Below are 15,331 nucleotides of genomic sequence, written 5' to 3' on the forward strand. Positions count from 1 at the left end.
GACGGGGCCGCAAGGGGTAGGGGCAAGACAGGGGGGAGCCATGACCTTTTCCATCGTCGCGCGCTGCGCGGACAGCGGCCAGTTCGGGGTCGCGATCTCATCCTCCTCGCCGGCGGTGGCGGCGCGCTGCGCCTTCGCGCGCTCGGGCGTGGGGGCGGTCGCGACGCAGAACGTGACGAATCCGGCGCTGGGTCCGTGGACGCTTGACCGGATGACGACAGGCGCCTCGGCAGAGGCGGCGGTGGCCGCGGCCGTCGCGGCCGATGGTCATCCCGCCTACCGCCAGCTCCTCGCGATCGACGGCGCGGGACGGAGCGCGGTCCATTCCGGCGAAAGGGCGCTCGGCATCTGGGGCTCCGCCGCCGGGCGCGACTGCGTGGCCGGGGGGAACCTTCTTGAGAATGCCGGGGTCCCGGGGGCGATGGTGGCGGCGTTCGAGGCGGCCGAGGGCGCACTTGGGGCCCGGCTTGTCGCGGCGATGCAGGCGGGGCTTGCCGCGGGCGGCGAGGCCGGGCCGGTCCATTCGGCGGGTCTGCTGATCGCCGACCGTCAGGCCTGGCCCTATGCCGAGCTGCGGATCGACTGGCTCGACGAGGCCTGCCCGATCGAGGCGCTGGCGCGGACATGGGAGGTCTACGCCCCGCAGGCAGACGACTACGTCACCCGGGCGCTGAACCCGACGGCGGCGCCGTCCTACGGCGTTCCCGGCGACGCCTGAACCCGCGCGGGCCGCTGCGCAAGGCTGCTTGCCATGGCGGCCCGGGGGGCGTATCAGCCGCGCCTCAGGCTCCGGATTTCCGAGGTGTCCCCGGGCGGGACAGGGGGAAGGGTGAGCCCTTACCCGAGGCCACGGGCCTCCCAAGTTGAAAGACGGACATGGCTGATCTCACAGGAATCGCCCCGGCGCTGGCCGAGGCACTTTCGGACCGCGGATATGACACGCTGACGGCGGTGCAGCTTGCGGTGCTGGACGAGGGCGTCGCCGGGCGCGACCTGCTGGTTTCGGCGCAGACCGGATCGGGCAAGACCGTCGCCTTCGGCCTTGCCATCGCGCCCGACCTTCTGGCCGGGGCCGAGCGGCTGGAACCCGCGACCGCGCCGCTTGCCCTGGTCGTCGCCCCGACGCGGGAGCTGGCGCTGCAGGTCCGGCGTGAATTCGAATGGCTCTATGCCGGGGCGGGGGCGGAGCTCGCTTCCTGCGTCGGCGGCATGGATTACCGCACGGAGCGGCGGGCGCTGGCGCGGGGGGCGCATATCGTCGTCGGCACGCCGGGCCGCCTGCGCGACCATATCTCGCGCGGCTCGCTGGATCTCTCCGCCGTCCGCGCCGTGGTGCTGGACGAGGCCGACGAGATGCTGGACCTGGGCTTCCGCGAGGACCTTGAATTCATCCTCGGCTCCGCGCCGGAGGAGCGCCGGGCGCTGATGTTCTCCGCCACCGTTCCGCCGGAGATCGAGGCGCTGGCCGCCACCTTCCAGCGCGATGCGCTGCGGCTGCGCACCGCCTCCGAAACCCGTCAGCACGCCGATATCGACTACCGCTGCTTCAGCGTGGCCCAGGGCGACCGGGAGCATGCGATAATCAATGTTCTCAGGTACTTCGAGGCCGAGCGGGCGATCGTGTTCTGCAAGACACGGGCCGAGGTCTCGCATCTTCTGGGCCGGTTCCACAACCGCGGCTTCCAGGTCGTGGCGCTGTCAGGCGAACTGTCGCAGACCGAGCGGCTTCATGCCCTGCAGGCGGTGCGCGACGGGCGGGCGCGGGTCTGCATCGCGACCGATGTCGCGGCCCGCGGGATCGACCTGCCGGGGTTGGAGCTGGTCATTCACGCCGACCTGCCGCAGAATCCCGAGGCGCTTCTGCACCGCTCCGGCCGGACCGGGCGGGCAGGTAGGCACGGGGTCTCTGCGCTGATCGTCACGCCGCGGGACACCAAGAAGGCACAGCGGCTTTTGCAGGCGGCAAAGCTCAGGGCCGAATGGGGTCCTGCGCCCTCGGTCGAAGCGGTGCTGGAGAAGGACGAGAGCCGGCTTCTGGCCGCCCCCGAACTGGCCGGCGAGGTGGCCGAGGACGAGGCCGCGTCCGTGGCGGCGCTGACCAAGGCGCACGGGAGCGAGGCGCTGGCGGCGGCCTTCCTGCGGCTCTGGCGGGCCGGGCGCTCTGCGCCGGAGGAGATCGCGACGATCGCTGCCCCGGCCGCGCCGGCGCCGGCGGTGAAGCGCGATCTGCAGGCCTTCGGCGACTCGGTCTGGTATGCGCTATCGGTCGGCCACGAGGGCCGGGCGGAGGCGCGCTGGATCCTGCCAAAGCTTTGCGATCATGGCAGAATTACCCGTGCAGCCATCGGCGCGATCCGGGTGCAGCGCAACGTCACCTTCGTCCAGATCGCCGCCGGGGAGGCCGCCGGTTTCGAGGCCGCGCTGGGCGCGGGGCTGGAGATCGAGGCGGGGCTTTCGCTGTCGCGGCTGGAGAGCGCGCCGAGCTTCGATCGCTCCGAGCCGGCCCCGCGCGGGCGGCCCCAGCGGCCCGAGCGCCCGGCCCGGGCGGAGCGGCCCCAACGGTCCGAGCGCCCGGCCAGACCGGAGCGGTTGGAACGGTCCGAACCCGCGCTGCAGGAGCATGACGCGCCCGCCGAGGCGCCTCGTAAGAAACCGCGCTGGAGCCCGGAAAAGAAGGCCGAAAGGCCGGCGCGGGAGCATCGCGCCGAGGGCCATGCCGAACACCGGTCGGAGGCCTCCGCGGCCGCCCCGTCGGAGGGCAGGACGGGCTGGAAGAAACCCCGGACCACCGAGCCGGGGAAGAAGCCGCGCGGCAAGCATGCGCCGGGGGGCAAGCCCTTCGGAGGCAAGCCTGCCGGGGGCAAGGCTGGCGGTTTCAAGGCGGGCAGCGCGCGGGCGGGGGCGGGCGGCAAACCGCGCTCTGGCCCGAAGGGAAAGCGGCCCTAGGGGCGGCCCCGAAAGCCGCCTCGCCACGGCTTCAATCTGGTTAAGAAACCCTTGGCCGGGCGGACGGGGAACCGGCTGCCCGGCGTGAAGAAGGTCGGGAAAGTCCTTGGTTCGGCTAGAAAATAGACCTACCGATTCCGCACCGATTCAGCACCGCTTTGACACCGTAATCATACCGCAAATCCGGACGGTGTGGGCGGCCTGCGCGCAACGCCCCCCTCGCCGGCGTGGCGCCTCATCCCGGCCCGCCCGTATTCCGCGATCCCCGCCTGCGACCCTGAGACGCCCGCCAATTCGATCGTGGCGGGTCCGAGTTGCGACAGATCAAGGAGCTTTGCAGAGGCCGTGCTAGCAGTATCGGGAGCGTCCCGCGCCACAGATGGCGCGTGGACGCCTGAACCAGAGGAAAGCGGTTCTCATGCCCACCTCGACCGAAGACCTTCAGAAGATCCTTGCAGCGAAGGCCGGACGCCGACGCTGGCCCCGATGGGGTGCGCTCGGGCTTCTGCTTCTTGCCCTGGCAGCAGCGGGGCTGTGGTGGCGGCAGGCCGCGACCACGGCGGGACCGGTCTACGCGACCGCGCCTGCGAGCTATGCCGACCTGACGGTTCAGGTCACCGCGACTGGGGCCGTGCAGCCCACCGACGAGGTGCAGGTTTCGAGCGAGCTCAGCGGGACCGTTCGCGAGGTTGCGGCGGATTACAACGACCACGTCTCTGCCGGGCAGTTGCTGGCGAAGCTCGATACCGACAAGCTGAAGGCGACGGTCGACCATGCAGAGGCAACGCTTGCGGCCGCGAAAGCGATGGTGGCCCAGGCCGCGGCAACGGTGGTCGAGGCACAGGGCACCTACAACCGCGTTTCCGAGCTTGAGAAGCGCGGATCCGGCACGGCGCAGGATCTGCAGACAGCGAGCGCCACGCTGGCGCGGGCGCAGGCCGCGGTGGAAAGTGCCAATGCCAACGTGCGTGTCGCGGAAGCCGATCTGAAGCTCGATCAGGCGACGCTTGCCAAGGCGGCGATCACCTCGCCCATCGACGGCATCGTGCTGTCGCGCAATGTCGAGGTCGGACAGATCGTTGCGTCCTCGCTTCAGGCGCCCGTGCTTTTCACGCTGGCCTCCGACCTGACGCATATGGAGCTGGACGTCGACATAGACGAGGCGGATATCGGCAAGGTCGCGGCGGGCAACCGGGCGGAATTCACGGTCGAGGCCTATCCGAACCGGCGTTTTCCGGCCGTGATCTCGAAGGTTCGATATGCGCCGCAGACCGTGGATGGTGTCGTGACCTACCAGGCGGTGCTTTCGGTCGACAACGCCGACCTGGCGCTTCGGCCCGGCATGACCGCGACGGCGGTGATCACGGTGGCGTCGGTCAAGCATGCCCTGGTCGTGCCCAATGCCGCGCTGCGCTTCACCCCGCCGGCCCCGAAGAAGGCAAGCGGCGGTTCCGGCTTCGTCGGCATGCTCATCCGGCCGCCCCATTCAGATCGGACGACGCCCGCGGCGGCCGCGGGGGGCGCCCAGCGGGTCTGGGTTCTGAAGGGGGGCAGCCCCATGCCGGTCGAAGTCACGGTGGGGGAGACGGACGGTTCCCTGACGCAGATCGCCGCGGGGTCGCTTCAGGCCGGCGACGCCGTCATCACCAGCGTGTCGGGGTCATGACCGGCGGGGCGGAGCCTCTGATCGCGCTTGCGGGCGTCGGCAAGAGCTATGGCTCGGGCGAGGCGGAGGTCCAGGCGCTGGCCGATATCAGCCTTGCGATCCGGGCAGGCGAGTTTGTGGCGATCATGGGGCCGTCCGGTTCCGGGAAGTCGACGGCGATGAACATCCTCGGCTGCCTCGATGTGCCTTCGCGCGGCAGCTACCGCTATGCCGGGGTCGAGGTTGGCGATCTCGACCGCGATCAGCGTGCTCTGCTGCGCCGCAACTGCCTTGGCTTCGTCTTCCAGGGCTACAATCTTCTGCCCCGGACGACCGCGCTGGAAAACGTGGAGCTTCCGCTGGTCTACCGCGGGGTGCCACGCGCCGAGCGGCGGCGCCTGGCCTTCGAGGCGCTCGCCCGCGTGGGGCTTGAGGGGCGCGTCGATCACGACCCGTCAGAGCTGTCCGGCGGCCAGCAGCAGCGCGTCGCGATTGCCCGGGCCATCGTTGGCCAGCCCGACGTGATCCTGGCCGACGAGCCGACCGGGAACCTCGACAGTGCCCGGTCGCACGAGATCATGCAGCTGATGTCGACGCTGAACCGCGATGCGGGCATTACCGTGCTTATGGTGACGCATGAGCCGGACATGGCGGCTTATGCCGGCCGGCTGGTTCATTTCCTGGACGGGCGCATCGCCGCGGACGGGTCGGGGGCGCCCCATGCTGGTTGAGGTGCTGCGGCTTGCGGCGCAGGTGATCCTGCGCAACCCGATGCGGTCGTTTCTGACCGTGCTGGGCATCGTCATCGGGGTGGCCGCGGTGATTGCGATGCTCACCGTCGGCAAGGGATCGACCCAGCAGGTGAAGTCCGACGTGGCGAAGCTCGGCAACAACCTGCTGATCCTTCGGCCCGGGCAGGGCGGCGGCCCCGGCGCGACCGCCGGTTCCGCGCCGAGCCTGAGCGCCCGCGACGTGGCGGCGATCACGGAGCAGGTGCCGTCGGTCGAGATCGCCGCGCCGTTGAGCTCCAGTTCGATGACCGTGGTCTACGGCAACCAGAACCACCACACGACCATCACCGGAACGGACAACCGCTATCTGCAGGCGGCGGACTGGCAGATCGCGGAAGGGCGCGATTTCTATGACGGCGAGCTGCGCGCGGGCAGCGCCGTCTGCATCATCGGCGCGACGGTGCGCAGCCAGCTGTTCGGCGCGGCCGACCCGATCGGCGCCACGATCCGCTTCAAGCAGGTGGCCTGCAAGGTGATCGGGCTTCTGGCGGCCAAGGGGGCGTCCAGTTTCGGCTCGGATCAGGACGAGCTGGTCCTGATGCCGCTCAAGGCGTTTCAGCGCCGGATCGCCGGCAACCAGAACATAAGCACGATCTTCATCTCGATCCGCGACGGCGCCTCGACCGATACGGCCAAGGCCGACATCGAACGCCTGATGCGCGAGCGCCGCCACATCGGGCCCGGCGAGGATGATGATTTCAGCGTGTTCGATCTGAAGCAGATCGCAAGCATGCTTACGGGGATCTCGACCGTGCTGACCGGGCTGCTGTCGGCGGTGGCGGCCGTGAGCCTTCTGGTGGGCGGCATCGGGATCATGAACATCATGCTGGTCTCGGTGACCGAACGCACGCGGGAGATCGGCATCCGGCTGGCCATCGGAGCGACGGAGGGGCAGGTGCTGGTCCAGTTCCTGGTGGAGGCGGTCGTGCTGTCGCTTGCAGGCGGGCTGATCGGCATCGTCGTCGGGCTGGCGCTGGGCCTGACCGGCGCGCGGGTTCTGCATGTGCCCATCAGCCCGGATCCGCTGGTCGTGCTGATGGCCTTCGGTTTCTCGGCGGCGGTCGGGGTGGTCTTCGGCTACTTCCCGGCGCGCCGGGCCGCCCGCCTGGACCCGATCGAGGCGCTGCGCCACCAGTAAGGGGCGCTCGCGGCGGCCCGTCCTGACGTGACGGGGCGGGGCGGCGTTGCCCCGATTATCGGCTTGCCACTCATCTGTTACACCCTCACTGTGCGCCCGGTTGTGTCGTGTCCCGTCGCAACCGGGAATTGAAAATTTGGCGCAACGCGTGCGCCGTGGCGACATCGCCGGCCGATGCCGACGCGTGCCGGGCTCGCCCTGAAGGTCTGGAAGATGCAAGCCGCCACGAGCGAAGACATGATCGCCACCTATAGCGAACTCGACCCGAAGGACCTGCAGGGACGTTCGGGTGCCCGGTTCATGGGAGAGTCGCCTGCGCTTCTGCAGGCGCAGATGCGCGATTATTCGAGAAGCGGCGACCGCCAGTTCTGGCAGCGAGCGATCATGTATGTCGCGGCCCTGGCCATCGCCTATTTCTTCTACGACCCCATGATCGCGATGATCAGCCTGGTCTTGATCACCGTCAGCGAAACCCTGGATGTCTTCATCCACAAAAGGGTGTTCAAGAACACTTCGACCGATATTCCGACGGTGCGGAGAAACTTTGCGCTGCTCTTCCTGTCGAGCGTTCTGAGTTCATCGAATGTGGTTTACTACGCTGTCTCCGTCTCGTTCCACGAGGCGCCGGCCACCCATTTGCTGCCCCTCTTCTTTCTTTTCGCCGCGTCGATTTTCACGGCCATGAACGACAACCAGGTCCTGTTCCTGCTCAAGACCCGCCTTTGCCTTTACGCCGGGGCCTTTCTTGCGATCCCGGTCATCGACATCATGAAAACCGGGGCGCGCCTGCACTCGCCGGAATGGATCGAGATGTTCTCGGTCGCTGTCGTGCTGCTGTTCATCGTGAAGATTTCCCGTGTCTTTCTGGGCATCTACCGCCAGCAGTTGCAGCAGATGGTGGAATTCCGCGACCAGGCCGACAAGGCCAAGGTGGCGTCCAGGGCCAAGTCCGAATTCCTCTCGACCATGAGCCATGAATTTCGCACGCCAATGACATCGATAAACGGGGCCGTGGCAATCGCAGCCTCGGGCAAGGCCGGCCCGCTTACGCCTGACCTCGAAAGGCTGCTTGGGATTGCGCAGTCGAACTGCCGCCGTCTTTCCAACCTGATCAACGACATTCTCGACCTTCAGAAGATCGAGGCCGGAAAGATGGATTTCAAATCCTCAACAATAGATCTTCACGGTTTCATCGAGAGATCCTGCGAGGTGAACCGCCCTTATGCGAATTCGCTGGATGTCACATTCGAGGCCATATCCGATGTCCCGGGCCGCACCGTCACCATCACGGGAGATGAGCAGCGCCTTGACCAGGTCATGTCGAACCTGCTGTCGAACGCGGCGAAGTTCTCTGCCCATGGCGGGGTCGTGACGGTGAAGCTTTCCATCACTGGCCCCATGGCCCGGATCGAGGTGATCGACCGGGGGGTGGGGCTGTCGGAGGACAAGCGCAGCCTGGTCTTCGACATGTTCAGCCAGATCGATTCCTCCGATACCCGCAAGATCAGTGGGACAGGGCTGGGGATGAACATCTCGAAGCAGATCGTGGAGGCGCATGGCGGCACGATCGACTATCGCAAGAACGCGGGACCGGGCACCACGTTCTTCATCGAGCTTCCGCTTTCGGACAACCGGGCGGTGGGCAAACGGGATCCCGTGGCGTGAAGCCCGGGGGGCGGGGGCGCGCGGCGTCCCGTTTGCCGGGTCAGCCCGCCGGGTCCGCCTGCGGCATGTCGGCGGCGGGCCGGGGCGCGGAGGTCTTCCGGGCGTCGTGCAAGCCGTTCTCGATCACCAGGTCGAAATAGAACGTGCTGCCTGATTCCACGGTCGAGTAGAGCCCGATCCTGCCGCCGTGCCGCTCCACGATCGTGCGGGCGATGTTCAGTCCCAGGCCCGCGCCCTCGAACTTGCGCTGGTCCGAGGAATCGACCTGGGTGAATTTCTCGAAGATCGTCGCCTGGGCGGCCTCGGGAATGCCGCAGCCCTCGTCCTCGACCAGCACCCGGACCATGTTCTCGTCGGCAAGACGCGCGATGCTGACCCGCACGGGCGCCCCCGGATGCGAGAATTTCGCCGCATTGGACAAAAGGTTGGCGATTACCTGGGTAATGCGCTCGGCATCGATCAGAACGGTCGCGTCGGTCCCGGTGTCGATGAATTCGAACGACACGTCGGCTTCCTGACCATAGCCCTCGAAGGAGGATATCGCACTCTCGATCACCGGACGCAGCTTCATGGGCTTCTGGATGATCGGCAGGTCGAGGCTTTCCAGCTTCTCGATGTCGAGGATGTTGTTGATCAGCCGCATCAGCCGCTGGCTGTTCTGCGTCGCGACCGTTGCGAGCCTCAGCACGGTCTCGCGGTTTTCCGCGACCTTCTCGGTGCCCATCAACCGCAGCGCACCGTGGATCGACGTCAGTGGCGTGCGCAGTTCGTGGCTTACCGTCGCTACAAATTCGGCTTTTGCCTTCTCGGCGATGCGGCGCTCGGAGATGTCCCGGACGATGCCGATCAGGGTCACCTCGCCGTCGATCTGGACGTTCGAGACGGTCAGTTCCATCGGGAAGGTTCGGCCGTCCTTGCGCGGGCCCAGAACCTCGCGGGCATGAAGGGGCGCATTCTGCCGGCCCTGTTCCTGGAACCGGGAGAGGAAGGACTGATGAACCGCGGCCATTTCCTTTGGCATCAGCATCTCGACCTGGCGGCCGAGGACCTCGCCGGCCTTCCACCCGAAAATGCATTCGCAAGCGGCGTTGAAGCTGTGGATCTTGCCCCTTGCGTCCAGGGTGATGACGCCTTCCGCCAGATTTTCGATCAGGGTGGAGAGCCGATGCTCGGACTGCACGTAGTCATCCAGCAGGGCCTGCACGGCGCGGGCGACATTGCCGACCTCGTCGGAGGAACTGACGGGCAGGTGGGGCGCTTCTTCCCGATGGCGGGCTTTCTGTGCCTCGGCTTCGAGAACCTTGAGCGGGCGAACGAGGCGCCGGGTCAGCCGTTCCGTCAGCAATCCCACGAGCAGGAGCGAGCCGAAGACTATGAGAATACCCCGCAGGGCGATTGCATTCACCGCCGCCATGACCCGCGCCTTGGGCTCCTGCACAAGGAGGATGGAGTCCTTTCCGCGGGCCGCGTCGCCGGTATGCATCCGAACGAAGTAGGACAGCGTGTCGGAGCCGAAATGTGCGCCGTTCTGCTTACCGGACGCCCTGACGTGGGAGAGCAGTGTCGCGACCTTCGCGGGCATCTGCGACGGCCAGACCAGGCAGGCGCTGCAGTTCGGCCCGTGGTGGAAGAGACCGCTGGGCGTCTGCAGATAGGCGCTTTCGCCGTTTGGCAGATGCGCGAACGTCGAGGCGACGAAGGTCCTCATGTCCATGACGAGGACGATGAAGCCGAAGGGGGCCATCCCCTCGTGGTAGACGGGATAGGCGACCGTTATGGTATTGGTGTTGTTGACAACGGCCCTGCCTGGCCCCGGGTTCAGCGCGGAATTCAGAAACACGAGATGCGCCGTGCCGGGCCCGGTGGTGGGTGCGTCAGCCCAGTGGTGGCCGAATACGCCGGGGAGCCGCAAGGCGACATCCCGCCGCTGGAGCCCCTCGGCGGCGGAGCTGGAGATCTTGCCGCCTTCCCGCACCGCGCGCAGCAGTTCGCGGCCGTTGTCCTGCGTGCTGACGACGCTGAGCTGAAGATACTCCGGCCGGGACCGTAGCAGCGCGATGGACAGGTCTCTTGCCGTCGCCTCGAGATCCACAAGGGGCCGCAGATCGTGATGTTCCGAATGCCGGGGGGCGGTCATAACGCTGTGCAGGAAGGCGTGAAGCGTCGGCGAGGCCGCGAGAATCACGGCGTCCTGCCTGACCTGATCCTGCAGGTTCCTGTAACTCGTTGCCAGAAGGCGCGCGGTTTCCCCCATGTTCGCGACTTCGCGGGTCTCGGCCGCCCTGGCCCCCTCCAGGTAGTAAAAGGTGGAGAGCGTCGCGGCGAAGAGCATCGAGACGACACAGGTGCCGACGACGATGCGACTGCGCATGGACCAGCTGGGAAGACCAAGAATTTTCATAAGGCAAACGCACGCGACAGGGCACAAAAGGCGCGGGCTGGGGGCCTGTGCTTCTGCATCGTCCAACCACAACTCCTGAGTGAAATGCCCCTGGAATATGGCGAGGGTTCGACCAAAACCTGCAGGAAGTTAGGTTTTGGGTTCCACCATGCCATGCATCCGACATTTCGCAGGAGAACGTTGAAAAAGAGTTGCGCAGCATGGATGGCAAGCCGGCCATCGGGGAGCATTTCAGGTGCAGGGGGGCATTCCGGGGGGGCAGGGTCGATCTGCGCTCAGCCCGCGGTTCCTGCCATCCCGCCGATCACCGCCTGCGTGTCCCGGCCGCCCGACGCGTGCCAGGCGGGGGGAGACGCACATTCGTGCCCGTCAGATCGACCTTGGGCGGACCGTCATGGTCCGCCCGCCGAGGCGGCGGGTCAGCCTTCGAACAGACGGGCCAGCGCCGTCAGTTCCGTCTGGCGCAGCTCGTGGCCGCCGTCATGGACCTCGGTCGCGACCTCGGCGCCCTGGGCCTCGAACCAGTCGATCAGGCGCTCACTCAGCGGCCAGGGGCAGATCGGATCGCTCCGCCCGGCCGTGACCAGCACCCGGTGCCCGGCGAGGCCCGGCACGGGCGCCGGATCCCAGGGGATCAGCGGGTGCAGGAGGCCGATGCGGTCGAAGAGATCGGGCCGTGCCATCGCCACCGAGGCAAGGATGTTCGCCCCGTTGGAATAGCCGAACCCATAGACCGGCACCCCGGGAAAGGCCGCCTTCCGGGCGGTCACGAAGTCGGCCATCCGCCGGGTCCGCAGGGCGAGGTCGTCCATGTCGTAGACCCCTTCCGCGGTGCGGCGGAAGAACCGTGCGGCGCCGTGTTCCGAGACATCGCCCCGCGGCGAGATCACGCCCGCCCCGGGGACCAGCGCGCCGGCCAGGTCGAAGAACTGATGTTCGTCGCCGCCGGTCCCGTGGAAGGCGAAGATCAGGGGGGCGCCGGCTTCGGGCGCCCGGGTCAGCTCGGGGTAGAGATCGCTTGTCATCGTCGCTCTCCTCACTCGGCGATCTCGGGCAGCAGGCCCTCGATCTGCTTGCGATAGGGCTGGTAGCGGGTCGGCAGTTTCAGCGCCTCGCCAAGATGGGCGGTGTCCTCGTCGCGGTCGAAGCCCGGTTCGTTGGTCGCCACTTCGAAAAGAACGCCGCCGGGGGTGCGGAAGTAGATCGCCCAGAAGTAGTCGCGGTCGATCACCGGCGTCACCTGGTAGCCGGTGTCGAGAAGCGCCTGGCGCGTGCGCAGCTGGGCCGCGCGGTCGGGAACCGCAAAGGCGATGTGATGCACCGAGCCTGCGCCCTGTCCGGCCACCGGCCCGCCCGGCAGAGCCTCGATATCGATCGTGTCGGCGGCATTGCCGCCCTCGATCCGGAAGCGGGTGACGTTGCTGTCGCTCTCGTCCTTCTGGTAGCCCATGAAGCCCAGCAGCTCGGCCGTGGCGCCGGCGTCGCGCAGCCTCAGCCGCGCGCCGTGGAAGCCGAGGATGCCAGCGTCTTCCGGCACGCCCGCCCCGGTCCAGGGGGTGCGGCCGCGCGCCTCGCTTTCGACAAGGGCGAAGCTGTCGCCGTCCGGCCCGTCGAAGCTCAGCCGCGCCTCGCCCAGAAAGCTGCTTTCGCTCAGACCGGCCACGCCTTGCGCGGCAAGCCGGTCCTTCCAGAAGGCGAGCGCCCCCTTCGGCACCGCGAATTCGGTCACGCCGACCTCGCCCGTGCCGCGCCGCCCCCGGGCCATCTGGCCGAAGGGGAAATAGGTCATGACCGAGCCGGGGGTGCCGATCTCGTCGCCGTAATAGAGGTGATAGACCTCGGGCGCGTCGAAGTTCACGGTCTTCTTGACCCGGCGCAGGCCGAGGGTCCGGGTGAAGAAACGGTTGTTCTCGCTGGCATCCGCCGCCATCGAGGTGACGTGGTGCAGCCCTTTCACATCGGTGATCATCCTGAGGTCCTCCTGACCTGTCCGCTTGGCGTTGAGGTCAACATAGGGCCGCCGTGCATTATCAGGAATAGAAACATATCTTCATTTACTATTATCAAATATGCAATAATGGCGGGATGCAGGACCTCAAGCCCATCCGTGTCTTTCTGGAAGTCGCCGCCCAGCGCAGCTTTGCCGGGGCCGCGCGCAGCCTGCGCCTGACGCCCGCGTCGGTCACCCGGCTGGTTGCCGGGCTGGAGGCCGAGCTTGGCCAGCAGCTTCTGCTGCGCACCACGCGGCAGGTCTCGCTGACCAGCGCGGGCGCGGTGGCGGCGGCGCGCTACCGCCCGCTGATCGAGGCCTTCGACAGCACGACCGAGGACCTGCTGGCCGCCACCGGCGCTGACCGTGGGCGGCTGTCGATCAATGCGCCGATCTCGCTGGGCGGGCCGCTGCTCGCCGGTCTCGTGAGCAGCTTCCGCCTTGCCTACCCGCGCATCGCGCTGGACATGCAGCTGACCGATGCGCTGGTCGATATCGTCGATGAAAGCTGCGACCTCGCGATCCGCATCTCTGGGCCGCCGGAGGACAAGTCGACGATCTGGCGCAAGATCTGCGAGGTGCCGCGGCAGCTCATCGCAGCGCCCGCGCTTTTCGACCGGATCGCGCGCCCCGAAAGCCCCGGGGACCTGATCCCCGAGCATTGCCTTTCCTACGGGCGCGAGGGAAGGGCGGAGACGTGGCGCTTTCACAAGGGATCGGTGACGCGCAGCGTTCGCGCCGGCACCGAAATCGTGACGAACAACGGAGAGGTCCTCTACAGCCTCGCCGCGACCGGAAACGGCATCGTCAACCTTCCCGCCTTCCTTGCGCGGGAGGGCATCCGGCGGGGCGAGGTCGTGCCGGTGCTGGCCGACTGGAAGATGCCGCCGCTCTATCTCATGCTCTACTATCCGCCCTACGAGACCCTGCCGCCGCTGGTCGCCACCTTCACCGATTTCTTCGAGGCCTATATGCGCGACCGCGAGGGGTTCGACTTCGGGCAAGCCCCCGACACGGGCAAGGAGGCCGCCGAGATCCGGAACGCGGCCCCGCGCGCGGAAGGCCCCGGCGACTGACGGCGCATGCCCCGCGCGGGCCGGCCTATTCGCCCGGCACCCAGTAGACCTGCCGCGCCGGGTTCCAGCGCAGGATCGCGGAACGGGGTTGCTTGCCGAGTTCGGCGACGCGCAGCTCGTAATGCCCGGCGACCAGATGCGGCAGCACCGCGAGCACCAGCCTGTCCTCTGACACGTCGTGCTGGCGGGTGCCGTCCTTGTTCCAGTCCCCGGCGGTCATCTTCATGACGTAGATCGGCTGCGCGAGGATCCGGCGCAGCGTCGTGCCGTCGATCTGGAACAGGTGCAGCGTTTCGAACGTGGCATAGCCGCCGGAATAGCCCTCTGTCTGGTCGCTGCGCAGCCCGAAGGCATAGGTGCCCGGCGCAATGCGGTAGGGCGCCAGATCGAACCCGGAAACGCTGTTGTCGGAGCGGCCGGCAGGCCAGGTATCGGCCCCCTCCGGCGCGATCGAGGGCAGCAGGATCGGGGCACCAGCGGGCGGGGCCCAGTCGCTGTTCAGGACGAACCCCTTGGGTGTGCGCGCGACCAGGTGCGGCGTGCCGCCCGGAGGCATCCGCAGCACGCCGAGATAGACGTCGGGATTGCTGTCGCAGCCCGGAGGCGCACCCGCCGGTGGCAGGTCGGCGGGATCATGCGCCGCGCAGACAAGCGCGACATAGCCATTGGCCAGATGCGGCCATGGCTTCGCACCGACCAGCGTCACGCGCTTCGGATCGGCCTCCGGCGCGACGAGCCGCAGCACCGCGTCGCGCGTCAGCCCGGCCGGCAGGGGCGTGCCGAGCGGGCCCGTGTCGGGCGTGCCGCCGATCTGGCTGGCGAAGCTGCGCTTGCCCTCGGGCTGCGCGATCGCGCCCGGCACCGCGCCGAGGTCATGCACATGCGCCGGTGCGGTGGCGGCGAGCATGGCACCCTTGGTCTGGCAGACCTTGTAGGTTCCGGGCAGGGCCGTGCCAACCGGGCACAGGATGCCGCCCCATTGGTAGCCGGTCCGGTTGGCGCCGTAGCGGATATGAAACCATGGAAAACCGTTCCACGCATTCTCACTGCGGCCGAGGATGGTAACCGGCTCTCCCTCTCTCAGGGCAGCGATGCGCGCGTCGGTCTTGCCGGGGCCCGATCGGACGGTGCCGCCCCAGGACCGGGCTGGCCGCGGGAATTCTGGGGCGCCGGCGGCGTCCGTTGCCACCGGCTGCGCCGCGGCAGACGTGGTCGCGACAGGCAGAGCCGCCAGGGCCACAAGGCACAGGCGCGGAAGCGGGGAACCAGGCATGCGGATTTCCTCTGGCGGACACTGTCCCAGTTCTAGGTGGATGGCCCCGAAACCGGCAAGCCCGCTTTGCGCCCGCATCCCGGCCGTTTGGCCGCGCGACCGCTGGTCGCGATGAGGTGCAGGACCCCGCTGCCGTTCGCTGCAGGCGCGATTGATCCGCGCTGCCGCAGCGGGGCAAACCGTGGGTCGTGATTCCGGACCATCGGGACCGGCCTCGCATCGGTGTGACCGAGGTCGGCTGGCGTTGTGTGCTATGGTGAAAAAGGCTTAGAGATTTCTGTGTTCTGGCAGGTTGGACGAAGGGGCTGAATGGGGACAGGTTCACGATACGCTGTGGCGCGCTGGCCCATCAGCGGGGCTGATCTGCGCCGGGCGGACGTGATCCATGGCGCGTCTCGCGGCCGTC

11 protein-coding genes are annotated in these 15,331 nt (G+C 67.8%); 7 read left to right on the top strand and 4 right to left on the bottom strand.

Going from position 1 to position 15,331, the window contains the following annotated elements; genetic code table 11:
• Positions 1 to 40 precede the first annotated feature (40 nt).
• The 6 genes from EIP85_RS19215 to EIP85_RS19240 all read left to right on the top strand — a co-directional run bounded on the left by EIP85_RS19215 (position 41) and on the right by EIP85_RS19240 (position 8,185).
• A complete protein-coding gene (locus EIP85_RS19215) occupies positions 41 to 718 on the top strand; it encodes a DUF1028 domain-containing protein (RefSeq protein WP_127903837.1) in 678 nt (225 codons plus the stop codon).
• 158 nt (positions 719 to 876) lie between these two features.
• Entirely contained in the window at positions 877 to 2,946 is a 2,070-nt protein-coding gene (locus EIP85_RS19220; RefSeq protein ID WP_127903838.1) for a DEAD/DEAH box helicase, read from the top strand.
• Between the two features lie 418 nt (positions 2,947 to 3,364).
• The gene (locus EIP85_RS19225) at positions 3,365 to 4,612 is read left to right on the top strand and encodes an efflux RND transporter periplasmic adaptor subunit (protein ID WP_127903839.1); all 1,248 of its coding nucleotides are present in this window, start codon (positions 3,365 to 3,367) and stop codon (positions 4,610 to 4,612) included.
• Complete coding sequence (locus tag EIP85_RS19230; protein ID WP_127903840.1) at positions 4,609 to 5,322, top strand: ABC transporter ATP-binding protein; 714 nt, start codon at positions 4,609 to 4,611, stop codon at positions 5,320 to 5,322. The genes EIP85_RS19225 and EIP85_RS19230 overlap by 4 nt, the downstream gene beginning before the upstream one ends.
• The gene (locus tag EIP85_RS19235; protein WP_127903841.1) at positions 5,312 to 6,520 is read left to right on the top strand and encodes an ABC transporter permease; all 1,209 of its coding nucleotides are present in this window, start codon (positions 5,312 to 5,314) and stop codon (positions 6,518 to 6,520) included. The genes EIP85_RS19230 and EIP85_RS19235 overlap by 11 nt, the downstream gene beginning before the upstream one ends.
• A 174-nt stretch (positions 6,521 to 6,694) precedes the next feature.
• Positions 6,695 to 8,185 carry a sensor histidine kinase gene (locus EIP85_RS19240; RefSeq protein WP_127903842.1) on the top strand — a complete coding sequence of 497 codons (1,491 nt, stop codon included), beginning with the start codon at positions 6,695 to 6,697 and terminating at the stop codon, positions 8,183 to 8,185.
• A gap of 40 nt (positions 8,186 to 8,225) precedes the next feature.
• Here the strand turns inward: EIP85_RS19240 and EIP85_RS19245 are convergent, their stop codons facing one another.
• From EIP85_RS19245 to EIP85_RS19255, 3 genes are all read right to left on the bottom strand, one after another.
• Positions 8,226 to 10,556, bottom strand: a complete 2,331-nt coding sequence (locus EIP85_RS19245) for an ATP-binding protein (RefSeq protein ID WP_127903843.1) — start codon at positions 10,554 to 10,556, stop codon at positions 8,226 to 8,228.
• Positions 10,557 to 11,005: 449 nt separating this feature from the next.
• Positions 11,006 to 11,611 (bottom strand): alpha/beta hydrolase, encoded by a 606-nt coding sequence (locus EIP85_RS19250; protein WP_127903844.1) that lies wholly within the window; start codon positions 11,609 to 11,611, stop codon positions 11,006 to 11,008.
• Between the two features lie 11 nt (positions 11,612 to 11,622).
• Positions 11,623 to 12,555 carry a VOC family protein gene (locus EIP85_RS19255; RefSeq protein ID WP_127903845.1) on the bottom strand — a complete coding sequence of 311 codons (933 nt, stop codon included), beginning with the start codon at positions 12,553 to 12,555 and terminating at the stop codon, positions 11,623 to 11,625.
• A 116-nt stretch (positions 12,556 to 12,671) separates the two neighbouring features.
• On the opposite strand from EIP85_RS19255, the gene EIP85_RS19260 reads away from it, so the two are divergent.
• Complete coding sequence (locus tag EIP85_RS19260) at positions 12,672 to 13,652, top strand: LysR family transcriptional regulator (RefSeq protein ID WP_127903846.1); 981 nt, start codon at positions 12,672 to 12,674, stop codon at positions 13,650 to 13,652.
• 25 nt (positions 13,653 to 13,677) lie between these two features.
• On the opposite strand, the gene EIP85_RS19265 is transcribed toward EIP85_RS19260, so the two are convergent.
• Positions 13,678 to 14,925 (bottom strand): SH3 domain-containing protein, encoded by a 1,248-nt coding sequence (locus EIP85_RS19265; protein ID WP_164871811.1) that lies wholly within the window; start codon positions 14,923 to 14,925, stop codon positions 13,678 to 13,680.
• Positions 14,926 to 15,331: the final 406 nt, after the last annotated feature.

Origin of the sequence: Solirhodobacter olei (assembly GCF_004010155.1) — a bacterium.
Classification (GTDB): Bacteria; Pseudomonadota; Alphaproteobacteria; order Rhodobacterales; family Rhodobacteraceae; genus Solirhodobacter; species Solirhodobacter olei.